Raw genomic sequence first — 17023 nt, forward strand, 5'->3', positions numbered from 1 at the left:
GTCCGACGATGACGCTCATCGCGTAGTCGAGGTAGGAGCGCTGGATCTCGACGTTCAGGTCGATCTCGTCGGTGCGGGCCTGGGTCGGCTCGGTGCCGGCGTCGTCGTTGCCCTCGACCGGCTCGTCGGGGACGTCGCCGGTGGGATCGTTGTCGATGGGACCGTCAGTCATCGGTCAGTCTCCATTCGTTGTTTCCTCGTCATCCCGGGCTTGACCCGGGATCCCTGCCTCGGGGGATCCCGGCGTTCGCCGGGATGACGGATTGAGGTCATCAGATGTCGAGGAAGCGGACGTCCTTGGCGTTGCGCTGGATGAAGTGCCGCCGCGGCTCGACCTCCTCGCCCATCAGGATCGAGAACATGTTGTCGGCGGTGGCGGCGTCCTCGAGGGTCACCTGCAGCAGCGAACGCTTGTCCGGGTCCATCGTGGTGTCCCACAGGTCGTCGGCGTTCATCTCGCCCAGACCCTTGTACCGCTGGATCGGGTTGTTGTTCGGCGCCGGCAGCTTCTTGCCCGCCGCGAAGCCGGTGTCGCGCAGGGCGTCGCGTTCGGCGTCCGAATAGGCCAGCTCGTGCGGCGCGTTGGTCCAGCGCAGCCGGTACAGCGGCGGCTGCGCCAGGTACACGTAGCCGTGGTCGATCAGCGGCTTCATGAACCGGAACAGCAGGGTGAGCAGCAGGGTGCGGATGTGCGCACCGTCGACGTCGGCGTCGGCCATCAGCACGATCTTGTGGTAGCGCAGCTTGTTGACGTCGAAATCGTCCTGAACCCCGGTGCCGAGCACGTTGATGATCGCCTCGACCTCGCGGTTCTGCAGGATCTTGTCGATCCGCGCCTTCTCGACGTTCAGGATCTTGCCGCGGATCGGCAGGATCGCCTGGATCCGCGGGTCGCGTCCGCCCTTGGCCGAGCCGCCGGCGGAGTCGCCCTCGACGATGAACACCTCGCACTCGGACGGCTCTGTCGACTGGCAGTCGGACAGCTTGCCGTACTGGCCGGTCTTCAGCAGGCCCTTGCGGCTACGGGCGATGTCGCGGGCCTTGCGGGCCGCGATCCGGGCCGACGCCGCCGCCTGCGCCTTGCGGACGATGTCGCGACCCTCGGCCGGGTTCTTCTCGAACCAGTCACCGAGCAGGTCGTTGGTGACCCGCTGGACGAACGACCGGGCTTCGGTGTTGCCGAGCTTGGTCTTGGTCTGCCCCTCGAACTGCGGCTCGCCGAGCTTGATGCTGATGATCGCGGTGAGGCCCTCGCGGATGTCGTCGCCGGAGACCCGGTCCTCGCGCTTCTTGATCAGCCCCCAGGTCTCGCCCCAGCGGTTGACGGTGTTGGTCAGCGCGGCCCGGAAGCCCTCTTCGTGGGTGCCGCCCTCGTGGGTGTTGATGGTGTTGGCGAAGGTGTGCACGCTCTCGTTGAACGACGAGTTCCACTGCATCGCCACTTCGAGGCTGAGCTGCTGCTCGTCGTTGTTGGCGTCGATCGCGATCACCGACGGGTGGATCGTCTCTTTGCTGCCGGTGAGGAACTTCACGAAGTCGATCAGGCCGTCGTCGTAGCGGAAGACGTCGCGCTGCGGCTCGTCCTCCTCATCGGTGCGGCGGTCGGTGCGTTCGTCGATCAGCGTGATCGACAGGCCCTTGTTCAGGAACGCCATCTCGCGGAACCGGGTGGCCAACGTCTCGTAGCTGTAGGTGGTGGTCTCGAAGATGTCCGCGCTGGCGTAGAAGGTGACCGTGGTGCCGGTCTCGTCGGACGGCTCCAGCTGCTCCAGCGGACCGTCGGGGTCACCCAGGGTGAAGCTCTGCTGCCAGTGGTACCCGTCACGGCGGACGTCGACCGTCAGCGAGCTGGACAGCGCGTTCACCACCGAGGCACCCACGCCGTGCAGGCCGCCGGACACCTTGTAGCCACCGGCACCAAACTTGCCGCCGGCATGCAGCACGGTGAGCGCCACCGTGACGGCCGGAATCTTCTCCTTGGGGTGCAGGTCGACCGGGAAGCCTCGGCCGTTGTCGATGACCTGGACGCCGCCGTTGTCGAGCAGCCGGACGATGATCGTGTCGCAGTAGCCGGCCAGCGCCTCGTCGACGGAGTTGTCGACGATCTCTTGCACCAGGTGGTGCAGGCCGCGCTCACCGGTCGACCCGATGTACATGCCGGGGCGCTTGCGGACCGCCTCCAAGCCTTCCAGGACGGTGATCGCGCTGGCGTCGTAGTTGCCGGCCTCGACGGCATGCGCCGCCGCGCCGACCGTGTGGCCACCGGTCGTCGGTTCGCTCACTCAGGTACCCCTCGCTGTTCGGGTCTCACTCACACGAACACCGCCCACAACCCCGGTCTGGGTTCAGCCCAGCGGTACCCGAGGGTGGCGGCGGCGTTCGGAACTCGCCCAGTCTACCCTGTGCACGGCCCCGACCCTAATATCGACGTCCATTTCCGGGTCGATCTGTGGATAGGAGGGCACTGAGCGGCCCTCTGAGCCGATTTCCCCCCGTTCGTAGGCCCCCATACGGTCCCTCGACCTGCGTGGTTCTGAGCCGCATCGAACCCGGACGGCCCCGGTGCCGTCCTAGACTGCGAGCCGTGCCGTCCACCTCGTCGCCCCTGCGGACGCCTTCGTCATCCCGGCGCACGCCGGGATCTCTCCCCGCCCGCTGGCTGCTGGTCGGCATCGTCGTGCTGGCCCTGGCCGGCACCTGGCTGGCCGGCGGCTTCGAGAAGGCCAACGATCGACTCGCCCGGCTGCCGGTGGGCACCGAGGTCGATCTGGGGCCGATGTCGTTCGCGGTGGACCGGGCCCGGGCGCGCCAGCGCACCGACTCCTGGACGGTGTACGTGTTCGGACGCTGCCGCAACAACACCGACGAGCCGCTGGCGTCGACGAAGGACCGGCTGGTGCGCAACGCGTTCTCGATGCAGCATCCGGTGAACCGGCAGGTGACCGGCGAGGCCAGCTTGTTCTTCGGCCCCGGCGAGACCCTCGGCAAGTCCGACGTGCTCAACCCCGGCACCCCGATGGTGCCCTGCACGCTGGTCTTCAACCCGGACGACTTCCCGGCCACCGACTACATCTCGGTCGGTGCCTCGGAACTGGAATGGATCGACGCCAGTCCCACCGGCGAGGGCCAGATGGTCTGGTCGGCAGCCCGAATGGCGTACCGCTTCGAAGTGCCAATCGTCTTGGAACCCGACACTCCCTGAGGGAACCAACACTCACTGGGCCGGGGTCAGCACCGGGTGCGGCGCCGTCCCCCGGTAGGCGGTGACCACCCCGGCCAGCCCCGCCAACGAGCCGGCGGCGTCCTCGGGGATCAGGTAGATCAGCTCGCCGCGTGCCGTCCCGTCCACGCCCGCCGGTAAACCGCAGCCGCTGTCGATGGTCCGCTTGCCCGAGTAGTCCAGTGGACTCACCCCGCTCCAGCGCCGTCCGTCGGCGGCCAGCAGGATCAACGAGCAGTAGCTGCCGTCCGGCGGCGGCCGGTAGTCGATCACCGCGACCGCCCAGAGCGCGCCGGCTGGTGCCGGCTGGTCACCGCGATCGGTGATCAGCATCGAGGTGGTGGTCAGCGAAGCCACCCGCATCGGCATGCCGCCCTCGGGCAATGGGTCGGCCCAGGCCCCCGGTGCGGTCTGCTGCCAGCGCGGCGTGCTCCGGGCGTTCAGGAAGCCCACCCAGCCCACGGTGACGGCCAGCACGGCGAGGAACACCGCACCGGCGACCATCCACTGTCGGGTGCGCGCGTTCACCGATCCACCTCGACACGGCCCCGGGTGGTGCGGACGACGGCGTAGCGATCCTTCTCCATCGACTGCGCGGCGGCGTCCGGGCTGATTCCGAGGTCGATCTCGAGCTGCGGGTCGTAGGCGTAGATCGGTCCCCGGTCCAGCACCGTGAGGGTGAATCCGGCCAGGTCGTCCGGGCTGATCTCGAAGACCACGTCCTGGGTGATCCGGAAGCCGGGCTCGGGCACGGTGATCGGGTCGCGAGCGGCGAAGCTGCGGCCGTTGGATTCGCCGCCCACCGTCCAGTCGAGGCTGCGTCGCTTGCCGTCGGTGGCGATCGTGACGTTCACCGCCAGGAAGATCACCCCGGAGCGGCCGACGAAGAGGTTGTCGGAGTAGAGCGCCTGCCCGATGGTGGACGAGTTGACGGTGATGGTCGAGTCGTAGAGCCGTCCGGGCTTGCCGACGGAGACCCGGGTGGTGTTTTCCTGAGGCGTCTCGCCGAGCCAAGTGTGCAGGCCGATCATCGCCAGGCAGGCGAGCATCGCGATCAGGCCGCCGGCCCACCGCCGGTTCACCGGGACTCCTCGGCGAGGGTCGTCGGCGCTTCGGCTTCGGCTCCGGCATTCGCGGCGAAATGGCCCAGGCAGGCGTGGAAGGCGGTGGCCAGCAGCGCCCACCGCAGCGGCTCGGCGACCGCTGTGACCACCAGGTCGATCGGCGGACCGGCCACCGCCCAGAACGCTGCCGGGTGCCCGCCGAGCAGGCTGTCCAGGCCGCGGCGCAGCAGTTCCTCCCCGGTGCTCAGCACGCCGTAGCAGACGATGAAGGCGGCGAAGAAGGCCGGCCCCACTCCGAGCACCAGTCGCAACGACTGCCAGGTGGGCAGGTACTTGTCGTTCAGGTCACCGAAGAAGGCTTCCTGGACGCCGAGCGCCAGGCTGCGCTCCCGGTCGCCGACTTCGACCCGGCCGCGTCGCACACCGACCCCGACCGGTTGGCCCTGGCGCCACAGGTCGGCGATGGAGACCACCTGGCTGCCGAACACCAGGGCGGCCAGCGCCAGCCAGAGCATCGGTTCCACCACCATCGCGGTCACCCCGGGCCAGATCACGTCCCACCACAACGTGCCGAGCTGCGCCAGCACGTCCGAGATGTCGATGCCGAGGCCGGCGAACAGCTGCTGCAACCCCCAGGACGGGTAGTCCAGCCAGACCCGGAAGGCCCGATCGTCCACCCAGTGCCGCAACCGGACCAGCAGCTGGCGTCCGCTCATCAGCACGATCAGCATGAAGAAGCCCTCGACCAATGCAGCCAGCAGCCCGAGCGGCCGGAACCCGGTGCGTTCGAACCACCGGTCGATCAGCCGTCTGACGACGTACAGCCCGACGATCACCCCCACCAACACCCAGGCACCGACCGCTCCCTGCGGGTTGAGCTGGGCCAGCACCGGACGCTCGAAGGTCAGCCCGCCGAACACGTAGTAGTTGATCTGGATGTCGTTGGCGGCGTCGGTGACCACGTCGAACACCGCGTAGATGCCCAGGAAGGGCAGCAGGGTGAGCGACAGCAGATGCGAGATCGAGGTGTCCCGGGGATCCTCCTCAGGCAGCGGCAGCGCCTGCCTGATCTGCAGTTCCTGCCCGGTGATCCGCAGCCCGATGATGATCGTGGAGAGCCGGACGACGAATCCCAGCGACAGCATCAGCAGCGACAGCCAGGCACTGATGTCCACCACCAACGCCGCCAGCTGCGCGAAGACCCGATACCCCAGCCAGCCCAGCAGCACCACCACGAGCAGCCGCGGCAGCGTCCGCCACCACACCACGGCGGTGGTGGTGACAAGGTGATTCAGGGATCCCGCGAGGGAACGGACGGCCTCCATCGCGAGTGATCCTAACCGGCGGACGGGGTCGTCCCGGTACGCGGGGACGGTTCTTTTTCGTCCCACTTGGTGACCAAAGGAACCGTCCCCACGGTCACTGGGGACGGTTCCTTTGGTCACTTTCAGCCGTAGGTGTCGCGCGGGCCGCGGCCGTCCCGGACGCTGCGCGGGCCGTGTTTCCAGCTCGGGGCGTCCGGGCCCTTGACCACGATCCGGGTCACGGTGCCGTCGCCGAGCTGTTCGTTGAGCCGGGCCACGATGGACGGCGCCAGCATCCGCAGGTTGGTCGCCCAGGCGGTCGAATCGGTGCGCACCCGCAGCACCTTCTTGTCGAAGCCCTCAGGGTGGGAGTGCTCGGCGTTGGTCGGTCCGACCAGGTCGGCCCAGCGGCCCAGCAGGTGCTGCAGGTTGACCTCCCTCGACCAGCCGCGGCTCGTGATCAGCTCGTCGAGGGCCTCACCCAGCGGCTGCGGGTCAGCGGCGTTGCGGGCGGCCGGTTTCGACTTCGGCTTCTTCTTCCGCGGCTGCGGCGCGGACGGCATGCCTTGGGCGTTGCGGGCGATCATCCGGGCCAGGTCGATGCCGGACGGGTCATGCTCGGCCATGCTCCACCTCGCTCGCCTCGTCGATCTCCTTCACCTCGCCGCCGCCGACCTGGAACCGGCGTCCGCCCAGCGCCGCCGGCACATCGGCCGCGACCGCCGCGGTGATCAGCACCTGTTCGGCCTCGGCGACCATGCCGGCCAGCCGCTCGCGGCGCATCTGGTCGAGTTCGGCGAACACGTCGTCCAGGATCAGCACCGGTTCCACGCCGTCGGCCCGCAGCAGGTCGAAGGACGCCAGCTTCAGCGCCAGCGCGAACGACCACGATTCGCCGTGCGAGGCGTAGCCCTTGGCCGGCAGCTCGCCGAGACTCAGCACGATGTCGTCACGGTGCGGGCCGACCAGGCAGACGCCGCGGGCGATCTCGTCGGAGCGGCGTTCCGACATGGCCAGGATCAGCCGGGCCTGCAGTTCCTCGACCGAGGTGTCCGGCTCGGGCCCGATCGGGCTGCGGTAGGCCAGCTGGGCGTCGTTGTTGGTCGGCGCGATCGCCAGATAGGCCCGCTGAAGATGCGGGGTGAGGTCGGCCAGGGTCCGCACCCGGGCCTGGATCAGTTCGGCACCGAAACCGGCCAGCGACTCGTCCCACACCTCCAGCGTGGCGGCCGCGCCGTCCGGGATCGAGCGACCCCGTCCGGACAAGGACTTCAGCAGGGTCGAGCGTTGCCGCAGCACCCGGTCGTAATCGGATCGGACGCCGGCCAGCCGCGGCCAGCGGGTGGTGATCAGTTCGTCGATGAAGCGCCGGCGTTCACTCGGGTCGCCCTTGATCAGCGCCAGGTCCTCGGGCGAGAACAGCACGGTGCGCAACGCGCCGAGCAGTTCCCGCGGCCGGCGCAGCGGCGCCCGGTTCAGGCTGGCCCGGTTCTGCCGTCCGGGCAGCAGTTCGATCTCGAGCAGCAGCTGGCGCGGGTCGTCCAGCCCGGCCTGCACCCGGCCCCGGACGATCGCCCGCTCGGCGGTGTGCCGCACCAGCGGCGCCTCGGACGCCACCCGGTGCGATCCCAGGGTGGCCAGGTAGTCGACGGCCTCGACCAGATTCGTCTTGCCCTGCCCGTTGGCGCCGGTGAACGTGGTGACACCCGGCTCCAGCCCCAGCTCGACGCTCGCGTACGAGCGGAAATCCGCAAGCGAAAGGTGGGTGACAAACACCCCGTCACCTTACGGCAGCAGAGCGGTGCCCTAGTGGCCGCCCTCGCTCTTCACCGCGTGCCCACCGAACTGGTTGCGCATCGCGGCAACCATCTTCATCGACGGGGAGTCCTCCTGTTGCGAGGTGAACCGTGCGAACAGGGCGGCCGCCATGGTCGGCACCGGGACGCCCAGCTCGACGGCGGCGTTCACCGTCCAGCGGCCCTCGCCCGAATCGGCGGCATAGCCCTCGATGCCGTCTAGGTGTGGGTCGGCGTCCAGTGCCCGCACCATCAGGTCGAGCAGCCAGGAGCGGATCACCGTGCCCTCGCGCCACGACTTGAACACCTCGGGCACGTTCGTCACCTCACCGGACGCCTCCAGCAGCTCCCAGCCCTCGGCGTAGGCCTGCATCAGGCCGTACTCGATGCCGTTGTGCACCATCTTGGCGAAGTGCCCGGCGCCGACCTTCCCGGCGTGCACGAAACCGACATCGCCGTCCGGCTTGAGTGCGTCGAAGATCGGCTGGGCCAGCGCCACGTCCTCGTCGGCGCCGCCGACCATCAGCGCGTACCCGTTCTGCAGCCCCCAGACGCCGCCGGAGACGCCGCAGTCGAGGAACCGGATGCCCTTCTCGCCCAGGTTCGCGGCATGCCGGGCGTCGGCGGTCCATTTGGAGTTTCCGCCGTCGATCACCAGGTCACCAGGCTCGAGCAGCCCCTTGAGCTCTTCGACGGTGGCGTCGACCACCTGGATCGGCAGCATCACCCACACCACCCGGGGGCCGGTCAGCTGGTTCACCATGTCGGCGAGCGAACTGGCGTCGCTCACCTCCGGATTCCGGTCGTAACCCACCACGGTATGGCCACCGCGCCGCAACCGCTCGCGCATGTTGTTGCCCATTTTGCCGAGACCGACCAGACCGAGTTCCATGACGTTCCTTCCGCGGGGCGTGCGGTCGCGCGTTCGCGATCCGTCGTCAGGATGTCGCGGACGAACGGTGTTGTCGAGACCCCGCAGGCCTCAGGCGGGGAGCCTCATCAGCATGATCACGTGCCGGTAGTCGGTCTGCTGCTCGCCGTCCAGCTCGTTCAGCGCGGTCAGCAGGCAGGGCTTGCCGGGTGCGGTGAACGAGAAATGCACATACGGGGCGTCCAGCGCCGTCAGCGCGTCGGCGAGGTAGTGCGGGTTGAAGCCCGCCGCGGTCATCGCCAAACCCTGCCCGGTCTCGTCGGTGACCACCGCTTCGAGTGCCTCGACGGCCTGCGCCTGATCACCGGTCGCAGCCTCCAGGGTGATCGTCTGGTCACCGATCAGCATGCGCAGCGACGTGTTGCGCTCTGCCACCAGGGCGACACGCTTCACCGCGGCGATCACCTCGGCGGTGTTGGCCCGCACGCTGACCGTGGGCTGCACGTTCATCAGGTGCCGGACCTTCGGGAACTCGCCGTCCAGCAACCGGGTGGTGATCTCGCGGGTGCCGGCCGCCCCGGCACCTTCGAAGCCGATCAGGCCGTCGCCGTTGCCGCCGCTGGCCAGGCTCAGCGTCACCACTTCACCCGAGGTCATCGACTTGGCGGTCTCGCCGAGCACCCGGGCCGGCACCAGCGCCGCGCCGTCGCCGCCGGAACCGCTCGGCGTCCAGGGAATCTCCTTCAGGGCCATCCGGTAGCGGTCGGTGGCCAGCAGCGACAGGGTGTCGCCCTCGATCTCCATCCGGACGCCGGTGAACACCGGCAGCAACTCGTCGCGACCCGCCGCCACCACGACCTGGGCCACCGCGCGGGAGAAGTCTTCGCTCTTCACCGTGCCGGTCGCCTCGGGCATCGTCGGGAGCGCTGGGTAGTCGTCGACCGGCAGCGTCTGCAGGGTGAACCGCGCGCTGCCGCAGACCAACTCCATCCGCGAGGTGTCAGCGGTGATGTCGACCGGCTTGTTGGGCAGCGAACGGGCGATGTCGGCGAGCAGCTTGCCCGAAACCAGCGCGACACCGTCGTCGGTGACCTGCGCCGGCACACCGATCTGCGCGGACGTCTCATAGTCGAAACTCGACATCACGACCTGACCACCGGAGGCCTTCACCAACAGGCCCGCGAGGATCGGGACGCTGGGCCTGCTCGGCAGGCTACGAGCCGTCCAGGCGACGGCTTCGGCGAGAACATCACGATCGAGACGGATCTTCACGGGGCTCCCTTGCTCAGTACTCCGGACGACGATCATAACGGTGTCGTCCGACAGCTCTTCCACACCTCACGGACCGGCTTACTTTTAGTGTCATTCGACGTGTAACCGTCAGTGGTAGTCATCACTGCTGTGGACACTGTGGATAACGCTTGACAAGCCTTGTCAGACGGCGTTTCGCGGCGGTAGGGGCCTGTGCGTAACTCGAAATCACACGGGTAGTAGTTGCGGACGACTTCGGGGCCGCGAACGCCGTCCACAGCCCACCGCGTTATCCACAGGAGTTCTCCACGGCGGGAATCACCGCGACGAGCGACGTCATTCCGGGCTTGATCCGGGATCTCGCAACCTCATGTCTGCGCGAGCACGGAGATCCCGGCGTCCGCCGGAATGACGAAAGTCCGTCGGGTTGACGAAGAGTCCGCCGGGTTGACGAAGAGCTCGCTGGTCGACGAAGAGGGGTCGGATGACGACGGCGCCCGGTTGGGCAGGAAGCTGTTGCGTCAGCGCTGAACGGCGCGCTGCTTGATCCGGTTGGTGAGCTCGGCGACCTGGTTGAAGACCTTGCGGTCCTCACCCATCAGGTGGCGGATCTTCTTGTTGGCGTGCATCACGGTGGTGTGGTCGCGTCCGCCGAACGACTGGCCGATCTTCGGCAGCGACAGGTCGGTGAGTTCGCGGCACAGGTACATCGCCATCTGCCGGGCGATCACCACGCCCTGGACGCGGCTGGCGCCGCACAGATCGTCGGTGCTGATCGAGAAGTAGGCGGCCGTCTCGGACTGGATCAGGTTCGCTGTGATCGGGGTGTCATCGCCGTGCTGGATCAGATCGCGCAACACCACCTCGGCGAGCGGCAGATCGACCTCCTGGCGGTTCAGGCTGGCGAAGGCCGTCACCCGGATCAGCGCGCCCTCGAGCTCGCGGATGTTGGTGGGGATCTTGCTGGCGATGAACTCCAGCACGTCCGGGCCGGCGGTGAGCCGCTCGGCGGCCGCCTTCTTGCGCAGGATGGCGATCCGGGTCTCCAGGTCGGGCGGCTGGATGTCGGTCATCAGCCCCCACTCGAAGCGGCTGCGCAGCCGGGGTTCCAGGGCCTCCAACGATTTCGGCGGACGATCGGAGGTGATCACGATCTGCTTCTGCGCCGTGTGCAGCGTGTTGAAGGTGTGGAAGAACTCCTCCTGGGTCTGGATCTTCGACTCCAGGAACTGGATGTCGTCGATCAGCAGCACGTCCACGTCGCGGTAGGTGCGGCGGAAGTCCGCCGTCCGGTTGTCGCTGATGGCGTTGATGAAGTCGTTGGTGAGTTCTTCGGTGGAGACGTACTTGACCCGGCGGTTGGCGTGATAGCTGCGCACGTAATGACCCAGCGCATGCAGCAGGTGGGTCTTGCCCAACCCCGACTCGCCGTAGATCATCAGCGGGTTGTACGCCTTGCCGGGCGCCTCGGCGACGGCCACCGCGGCCGCGTGCGCGAACCGGTTGGAGCTGCCGATGACGAAGGACTCGAAGGTGTACTTCGGGTTCAGCCGGCCGCCGGACTGGTCGTCAACCACGATGCGCTCGGCGGGCTGTTCGGAGCTGGTCTCGTCCGGGCCGGCCGGGAAGTCGTCCTCGCTGAGTTCTCCGGCACCGGGCAGCACCACCGTGGCGATGCCGATCGGACGTCCGAAGTAGGTGGTCAGCTGATCCTCGACCCAGCCGCGGAGGCGGGATTCCACCCGGCCGCGGGTGAATTCGTTGGGAACGCTGACGATGACCGTGTTGTCCTGCATGGTGGCCGCATGGGTGCTGCGTAGCCACGCGCGAGAAGGGGGATCGGCTTCCGACCAGACGAACCGCCAGGCGTCCTCGAGATCAACGGGACCGGGAGTCGTGGCCTGATGGTCGGGCACCTGCGCTCCCTTCCCTACGAGGTACTGCTCGATCGACCAGTCATCCACACAAGTTATCCACAGGGTGTGAATGGGAGCACGGCCCCACGGGAACGATGCCGCGTGACAGGTCAACGGAGCGAAACGCTAGTCCGCCCGGGGGCCATCCGCAAACTGATTCCCAGAAAATTCCGACCCTCTCGGCGTGTCGGCTCGACGGCGTCGGAGAGCGCTCGGTTTGCCCAGAGTCGGCCCGGACGCGTAATCTTGGCAGGTCGCTACCAGCGACCCATCGCGTGCGCCCACAGTGGGCGCATCGGTTCGAGAACATTATGCAAGCCAAGCAAGACAGCGAAACTGAACGGGGAGCACTTCCGTGAGCAAGCGCACTTTCCAGCCGAGCAACCGGCGTCGCAGCCGCACCCATGGCTTCCGCCTCCGCATGCGCACCCGCGCCGGGCGCGCCATCATCTCGGCCCGCCGCAGCCGGGGCCGCGCCCGCCTCGCCGGCTGACCAACGCCCGACGAGCCGTCAGGTGCTGGCCAAGGCCGCGCGGCTTCGCACCGCCGAGGATTTCCGCTCCACCATGCGCCGGGGCGTCCGTTGTGGACGTCCCGGCCTGGTGCTGCACATGGTGCGCACCGATCAGCCGCCGTCCCGAGCGGGCTTCGTGGTGTCGAAAGCGGTCGGTAACGCCGTCCGGCGCAACCGGGTGAAGCGGCAACTGCGGCATCTGGTCGCCGAGCGGCTGGCCCGAGCCCCGTTCGAAGTCGATGTCGTGGTGCGGGCACTCCCCCACGCCGGCGGAGTAGCCGCCGACCTCGACTCGGCCTGGACGACGGCCACCCGCCGCCTGGGTGCCTCGTGAAGTCCGTCCTGATCGCCCTGCTCAAGGGGTATCGGGCGGTGATCAGCCCGATTTACGGCCAGGTGTGCAAGTACTACCCGTCCTGCTCGGCCTACGCCCTGGAGGCTGTGACCGTGCACGGCGCGTGGCGTGGCACCGGTCTGGCCCTGCGTCGGCTCGGTCGCTGTCACCCCTGGTCACTGGGCGGTTACGACCCGGTTCCGGGTACCGAGGCCGCTCGGGCCTGGGCCGCTGAGCAGGCCGGCGCCGTCCCCCATGAGTTCCACTCTTCAACCGAATATCGAGGAGCAACGTGATCCCACCGATTCCGCAGATCGTGCCGATGGACCTGTGGGGTGATTTCCTCGGTGCGCTGAACACCATGATGCAGCCGCTGTACCTGGCGGTGTCGTGGATCATGTCCAGCTTCCACACCCTGTACGCCTCGTTCCTCGGCCCCGAGAACGGCTGGTCCTGGGCGCTCGCGATCATCTCGCTGACCGTGGTGATCCGCACCCTGTTGATTCCGCTGTTCGTCCGGCAGATCCGGTCGTCGCGCAATATGCAGATCCTGCAGCCGCAGCTGAAGGCGCTGCAGGAGAAGTACGGCCACGACCGCGAGCGCCTCGGTCAAGAGACGATGAAGCTGTACAAGGAGGAAGGCGTCAACCCGATGGCGTCATGCCTTCCGCTGGTGCTGCAGATGCCGATCTTCATCGCGCTGTACCAGGTGCTGTGGAACGCGTCCCAGGGTCACGCGATCGGCGTGCTGAGCGTCGAGCAGTCCGAATCGCTGCGCAACGCCACCATCCTCGGCGCCAAGCTGTCCGGCATCTTCTGGCCGCTGACCAACGGCTTCGGCGCGACTCAGATCCTCTGTGCCGTGCTGGTGATCAGCATGACCGCGGTGCTGTTCGTCACCCAGCTGCAGCTGATGCGCAAGAACATGCCGCCCGAGGCGCTGACCGGGCAGTTCGCCCAGCAGCAGAAGATCATGCTCTACGTCTTCCCGTTCATGTACCTGTTCATGGGCGTGAACATTCCGGTCGGCGTGCTGCTCTACTGGCTGGTCTCGAACGTCTGGACGATGGTGCAGCAGTACATCCTGATCCACAACAACCCGGCCCCGAACACCCCCGCCTACCTCGACTGGGAGGAGCGGATGCGGGCCAAGGGCAAGGATCCCGACGATCTGGCGCGCAAGCGGGCCGGCAAGGGTCGACGCCAGGCCCCCGCTCAGCCGGCCACCGACACCGGCAAGGTCGCCCGGCAGGGTGGCAAGCCGTCCGACTCGACGCCGTCCGCGGGCGGCAGCGGTTCCAGCTCGAAGGGTGGCGTGCAGCGTCAGCAGGTGCAGCGCCAGCAGCCGCAGCGGAGCAACCGGGCCTCGCGCAAGCAGGGGCCGCCCAAGCCGAAGACCAACCCCGGCCAGGCCTGATCAGGCCCGACAGGAGAGAAACGAAACGATGAGCGACGTGGAAACCGAAACTGAGGTCGCCGAGGCGCCCGCCGGTGAAGAGTCGAACCGGTCGAAGCGCGAGCAGGCCTTGGTGAATGAGGGCGAGATCGCCGCCGACTACCTGGAAGAGCTGCTCGACATCGCCGACCTGGACGGCGACATCGACACCTTCACCGAGGGCGGTCGCGCGCATGTGTCGATCGTCACCGACACCGATCTGCTGGTCGGCCGCGACGGCGAGGTGCTCGAGGCGCTGCAGGAGCTGGCTCGACTCGCGGTGATGACCGAGACCGGGCACCGCTCCCGGCTGATGCTCGATGTGGCCGGTCACCGCGACAAGCGCCGCAAGGAGCTGGAGATCCTGGCCAAGGACGCCATCGCCGAGGTCGTCGAGACCGGTGAGCCCGTCCGGTTGTCGCCGATGAACCCGTTCGAACGCAAGATCGTGCACGACGTCGTCGCCGGGGCCGGCCTGGTCAGCGAGTCCGAGGACGAGGAGCCGCGCCGCCGCGTCGTGGTGCTGCCCAAGAACTGACGCAAGTCGCCAGAACGGCCGGGGGATCACTCCCCCGGCCGTTTTCGTGTTCGCACCGGCTGACTTCAGCGGTCGTGGGACCGGCGGAAGCTCCAGCCGATGAGTAGCACGGCGGTCACAGCGATGCCGAAGCACCACGCGAGCGAGGACCCGATCTGTGCCTCCCCCTGGCCGACCAGCAGGGCGCGGATCGAAACGACGAGCGGGTTCATCGGCTGATGAGTTGCGAGCGGCTGCATCCAGCCGGGCATGGTGGCGATCGGTACGAACGCGCTGGAGAGGTAGGGCAGGAACAGCAGGGCGAAGCCGTAGCTGTTGGCCGCCTCAGCGCTCGAGCTGATCAGCCCGACGAAGGCGAACAAAGCGGTGATGGCAAGAATCCACAGCGCCACCAGTGCGAGCGCGACCAGCCATCCGGTCGCGGACGCGGTGGGCCGGAACCCGATCGCGACCGCCACCGCGATGACGACGGCGGTCGCCACCAGATTGCGGAGCAGGCTCGCGACCACATGCCCGGCGAGCACGGTGGCCGACCGGATCGGCAATGTCCGGAACCGGCGCATGGCGCCGTCGGTGATGTCGCGGTTGACCGAGACCGCGACGCTCGAGGCACCGAAGCCGGCACAGATCAGGATCACGCCGGGCACCACGAAGTCGACGTAGCCATCGGCCTGGATGGCGCCACCGAAGATGAAGGTGAACATCAGCATCAGCATCACCGGCAGTGCGATCGCCATGATGATGCCTTCGCCGTCACGAAGGCTGTGCCTGAGGCTGCGGTCGATGAAGATCGCGGCGGACCGGAAGGCGCCGACGCTGCCGTGGCGGACCGTCGGCGGCAGGGTCCTGGTCGTCGTTGTGGTCATGCCACTGCCTCCTGATGGTCGGTCGCGGACTGGGTGAGGGCGACGAAGGCGTCGTCCAGGGTGGGTGAACGGAGCGTCGCGCGCAGTGCGCGCTCGGCGTCCGGCACTGCACCGAGCGCCGCGTCCAGTGACGCTGCGGTGCCGTCGGTGTCGATGGAGCGGACCTCGGTGCCGTCGTGATCGAGCAGGACGAGTCGCTGCCCGCCGACCGTCGCGGTGAGTTCCGCGACCGTGCCGTCGGCGACGATCCGGCCAGCCCGGAGCACGGCGATCCGGTCGGCGAGCGCCTCGGCCTCGTCCAGCGTCTGTGTGGTCAGGAACACGGTGGTTCCGTCGTCGGCGAGGCGGCGGACGTCGCTCCACACCGAGCGGCGGGCGACCGGGTCGAGCCCGGTCGTCGGCTCGTCCAGGAACAGCACGGCGGGCTGGGTGACCAGGGAGGCGGCGAGGTCGAGCCGGCGCCGCATGCCACCCGAATAGGTGCTCACCATGCGTGGCCCTGCCTGTTCCAGGCCGAACTGTGCGAGCAGTTCGTCGGCCCGGCCCCTGGACCGGCGGCCGAGTCCGCGCAGTCGTCCGAACATCACCAGGTTCTCGCGACCGGTGAGGTACTCGTCGAGGGTGGTGTTCTGCCCGGTTGCTGCGATCAGCTGCCGGACCGCCCCCGGTTCACGGACCACGTCGACGCCGAGAATGTGGGCGGAGCCGGTGCTGGGCCGGATCAGGGTGGTCAGGATCGAGACGAGTGTCGTCTTGCCGGCGCCGTTGGGGCCGAGCAGGGCGAATACGCCGCCGCCGATGGTGAGGTCGAGCCCATCGAGAACAGGTTCCCGATAGGTCTTGCCGAGTCCGGCGATCTCGATGGAACCAGCCATGGCCAACCTTTCTGTATGCGACACACACTGTATGTGTGACACACAGTAGGACTGTAACTGTATATAGGCAACACAGTTGCGACATACTGATCAGGAGAGCGAGGTGCGGATGAGTGACGAGGTCTCGCGTCTGGTGGCGCTGGCTTGGGGTGTTGCGGCGGCTCCGCAACGCGGCCCGAAGCGTGAACTCAGCCACGAGCGCATCGTGGACGCGGCGATAGCACTGGCCGATGCTGAGGGTCTGCAGGCGGTGACCATGCAGCGCATCGCCCAGGGTTTCGGATTCACCACGATGGCGATGTACCGCTACGTCGCCTCCAAGGACGACCTGTACCAACTCATGCTCGATGCGGCCGTTGTGGACGAGGCCTGGGCGGTCGACACCGACGATTGGCGGGCCGGACTGGAGCAGTGGGCTCGGATAATCGGTGCCGCATATGCGCGGCACCCCTGGGTCCTCGACCTGCCGGTGTCGATGGAGGCATTGCTGATGCCGGGCCAGATGCGGGCCGTCGACGCGGGCCTCCGCGCGATGCGCACGCTGCCCGGTCCGCTTGAGGGCAAGCTCGCTGTGCTGATGATGCTGTCGGTGCAGGTCCGCGGATTCGCTCTGATGACGCGGGACATCTCCAAGCCCGGGCAGGCCATCAGTGCCGCGACGAAGGACCTGGTGAGAGAAGTCGCAACCAACGGTCGGCTGCCGGATCTCGAGCCACTGGTGGTGGGCGGCAGCTACTTCGGCGATGAGGCAACCGGCGCGGACGATTTCGGGATCGCGCTCGGGTTGCTGCTGCCCGGCATCGAGAGTGCGCTCGCCGGCATGCACGAGGAGCCCGCTCCGCCTGAACGGACGCCGGAGCAGGAACTGGCCGCGGCCGAATCAGAACTGGCGGCCACCCAGGCGCTCCGCAGAGCGACCCAGCGACGGGCGAGTGAGCTGGAGAAGCGGGAGGGCCGACTGCGGGTCGCGCGCGACCGTGCGAAGGCCGTGGTCAAAGAGGCGGCGAAGCTCGCGGCCAAGCAGGCGTCCCGGTAGAAA

Annotated in this window: 17 protein-coding genes and 1 pseudogene; 7 read left to right on the forward strand and 11 right to left on the reverse strand. The window is 67.9% G+C overall.

All coding sequences use genetic code 11. The annotated features are described in order from the left end of the window. Positions 1–272: 272 nt before the first annotated feature. Positions 273–2222: pseudogene (gene gyrB / locus QM624_RS04315) on the reverse strand (DNA topoisomerase (ATP-hydrolyzing) subunit B); the annotation flags it as partial. Between the two features lie 362 nt (positions 2223–2584). Between gyrB and QM624_RS04320 the strand changes: the two are divergent. Next, the gene (locus tag QM624_RS04320; RefSeq protein ID WP_415089094.1) at positions 2585–3202 is read left to right on the forward strand and encodes a hypothetical protein; all 618 of its coding nucleotides are present in this window, start codon (positions 2585–2587) and stop codon (positions 3200–3202) included. A gap of 12 nt (positions 3203–3214) precedes the next feature. Here the strand turns inward: QM624_RS04320 and QM624_RS04325 are convergent, their stop codons facing one another. The 8 genes from QM624_RS04325 to dnaA form a co-directional block, all read right to left on the reverse strand. Then, the gene (locus QM624_RS04325; RefSeq protein ID WP_415089096.1) at positions 3215–3748 is read right to left on the reverse strand and encodes a hypothetical protein; all 534 of its coding nucleotides are present in this window, start codon (positions 3746–3748) and stop codon (positions 3215–3217) included. After that, positions 3745–4302 (reverse strand): hypothetical protein, encoded by a 558-nt coding sequence (locus tag QM624_RS04330; protein ID WP_415089098.1) that lies wholly within the window; start codon positions 4300–4302, stop codon positions 3745–3747. Before QM624_RS04330 ends, QM624_RS04325 begins: the two co-directional genes overlap by 4 nt. Further along, entirely contained in the window at positions 4299–5609 is a 1311-nt protein-coding gene (locus QM624_RS04335; RefSeq protein ID WP_415089100.1) for a hypothetical protein, read from the reverse strand. Before QM624_RS04335 ends, QM624_RS04330 begins: the two co-directional genes overlap by 4 nt. 122 nt (positions 5610–5731) lie before the next feature. Continuing rightward, complete coding sequence (locus tag QM624_RS04340; RefSeq protein WP_415089102.1) at positions 5732–6214, reverse strand: DUF721 domain-containing protein; 483 nt, start codon at positions 6212–6214, stop codon at positions 5732–5734. After that, on the reverse strand, positions 6201–7364 hold the full coding sequence (gene recF, locus QM624_RS04345; protein WP_415089104.1) for a DNA replication/repair protein RecF: 1164 nt from the start codon (positions 7362–7364) through the stop codon (positions 6201–6203). Before recF ends, QM624_RS04340 begins: the two co-directional genes overlap by 14 nt. 30 nt (positions 7365–7394) lie before the next feature. Next, positions 7395–8276, reverse strand: a complete 882-nt coding sequence (gnd, locus tag QM624_RS04350) for a phosphogluconate dehydrogenase (NAD(+)-dependent, decarboxylating) (RefSeq protein ID WP_415089106.1) — start codon at positions 8274–8276, stop codon at positions 7395–7397. A 90-nt stretch (positions 8277–8366) separates the two neighbouring features. Further along, entirely contained in the window at positions 8367–9527 is a 1161-nt protein-coding gene (gene dnaN, locus QM624_RS04355) for a DNA polymerase III subunit beta (protein ID WP_415089108.1), read from the reverse strand. A 500-nt stretch (positions 9528–10027) separates the two neighbouring features. Beyond that, positions 10028–11470 carry a chromosomal replication initiator protein DnaA gene (gene dnaA / locus QM624_RS04360; protein ID WP_415089110.1) on the reverse strand — a complete coding sequence of 481 codons (1443 nt, stop codon included), beginning with the start codon at positions 11468–11470 and terminating at the stop codon, positions 10028–10030. A 307-nt stretch (positions 11471–11777) separates the two neighbouring features. On the opposite strand from dnaA, the gene rpmH reads away from it, so the two are divergent. The 5 genes from rpmH to QM624_RS04385 are packed head-to-tail and all read left to right on the forward strand — an operon-like array spanning position 11778 to position 14243. Then, a complete protein-coding gene (gene rpmH / locus QM624_RS04365) occupies positions 11778–11915 on the forward strand; it encodes a 50S ribosomal protein L34 (protein WP_105186735.1) in 138 nt (45 codons plus the stop codon). Between the two features lie 22 nt (positions 11916–11937). Further along, on the forward strand, positions 11938–12270 hold the full coding sequence (rnpA, locus tag QM624_RS04370; RefSeq protein WP_415089112.1) for a ribonuclease P protein component: 333 nt from the start codon (positions 11938–11940) through the stop codon (positions 12268–12270). Next, a complete protein-coding gene (yidD, locus tag QM624_RS04375) occupies positions 12267–12566 on the forward strand; it encodes a membrane protein insertion efficiency factor YidD (protein WP_415089114.1) in 300 nt (99 codons plus the stop codon). Before rnpA ends, yidD begins: the two co-directional genes overlap by 4 nt. A gap of 26 nt (positions 12567–12592) precedes the next feature. Continuing rightward, a complete protein-coding gene (yidC, locus tag QM624_RS04380) occupies positions 12593–13687 on the forward strand; it encodes a membrane protein insertase YidC (RefSeq protein WP_415089182.1) in 1095 nt (364 codons plus the stop codon). Positions 13688–13715: 28 nt separating this feature from the next. Further along, the gene (locus QM624_RS04385) at positions 13716–14243 is read left to right on the forward strand and encodes a protein jag (RefSeq protein WP_298132136.1); all 528 of its coding nucleotides are present in this window, start codon (positions 13716–13718) and stop codon (positions 14241–14243) included. A gap of 65 nt (positions 14244–14308) precedes the next feature. On the opposite strand, the gene QM624_RS04390 is transcribed toward QM624_RS04385, so the two are convergent. Both QM624_RS04390 and QM624_RS04395 read right to left on the reverse strand, forming a co-directional pair. Beyond that, entirely contained in the window at positions 14309–15109 is an 801-nt protein-coding gene (locus QM624_RS04390; RefSeq protein WP_415089116.1) for an ABC transporter permease, read from the reverse strand. Further along, the gene (locus QM624_RS04395) at positions 15106–15984 is read right to left on the reverse strand and encodes an ABC transporter ATP-binding protein (protein ID WP_415089118.1); all 879 of its coding nucleotides are present in this window, start codon (positions 15982–15984) and stop codon (positions 15106–15108) included. The genes QM624_RS04390 and QM624_RS04395 overlap by 4 nt, the downstream gene beginning before the upstream one ends. A 109-nt stretch (positions 15985–16093) precedes the next feature. Between QM624_RS04395 and QM624_RS04400 the strand changes: the two genes are divergently transcribed. Beyond that, on the forward strand, positions 16094–17020 hold the full coding sequence (locus tag QM624_RS04400) for a TetR/AcrR family transcriptional regulator (protein ID WP_415089120.1): 927 nt from the start codon (positions 16094–16096) through the stop codon (positions 17018–17020). The last annotated feature ends 3 nt before the right edge of the window (positions 17021–17023 follow it).

The sequence above is a fragment of the Micropruina sp. genome, from assembly GCF_047606365.1.
Taxonomy (GTDB): domain Bacteria; phylum Actinomycetota; class Actinomycetes; order Propionibacteriales; family Propionibacteriaceae; genus Micropruina.

Coding starts and splice junctions, on each gene's coding strand:
- QM624_RS04340 (WP_415089102.1), bottom strand. CDS start 6,214: ATGGCCGAGCATGACCCGTCCGGCATCGACCTGGCCCGGATGATCGCC.
- QM624_RS04385 (WP_298132136.1), top strand. CDS start 13,716: ATGAGCGACGTGGAAACCGAAACTGAGGTCGCCGAGGCGCCCGCCGGT.
- gnd (WP_415089106.1), bottom strand. CDS start 8,276: ATGGAACTCGGTCTGGTCGGTCTCGGCAAAATGGGCAACAACATGCGC.
- QM624_RS04400 (WP_415089120.1), top strand. CDS start 16,094: ATGAGTGACGAGGTCTCGCGTCTGGTGGCGCTGGCTTGGGGTGTTGCG.
- yidC (WP_415089182.1), top strand. CDS start 12,593: ATGGACCTGTGGGGTGATTTCCTCGGTGCGCTGAACACCATGATGCAG.
- QM624_RS04335 (WP_415089100.1), bottom strand. CDS start 5,609: ATGGAGGCCGTCCGTTCCCTCGCGGGATCCCTGAATCACCTTGTCACC.
- QM624_RS04395 (WP_415089118.1), bottom strand. CDS start 15,984: ATGGCTGGTTCCATCGAGATCGCCGGACTCGGCAAGACCTATCGGGAA.
- QM624_RS04390 (WP_415089116.1), bottom strand. CDS start 15,109: ATGACCACAACGACGACCAGGACCCTGCCGCCGACGGTCCGCCACGGC.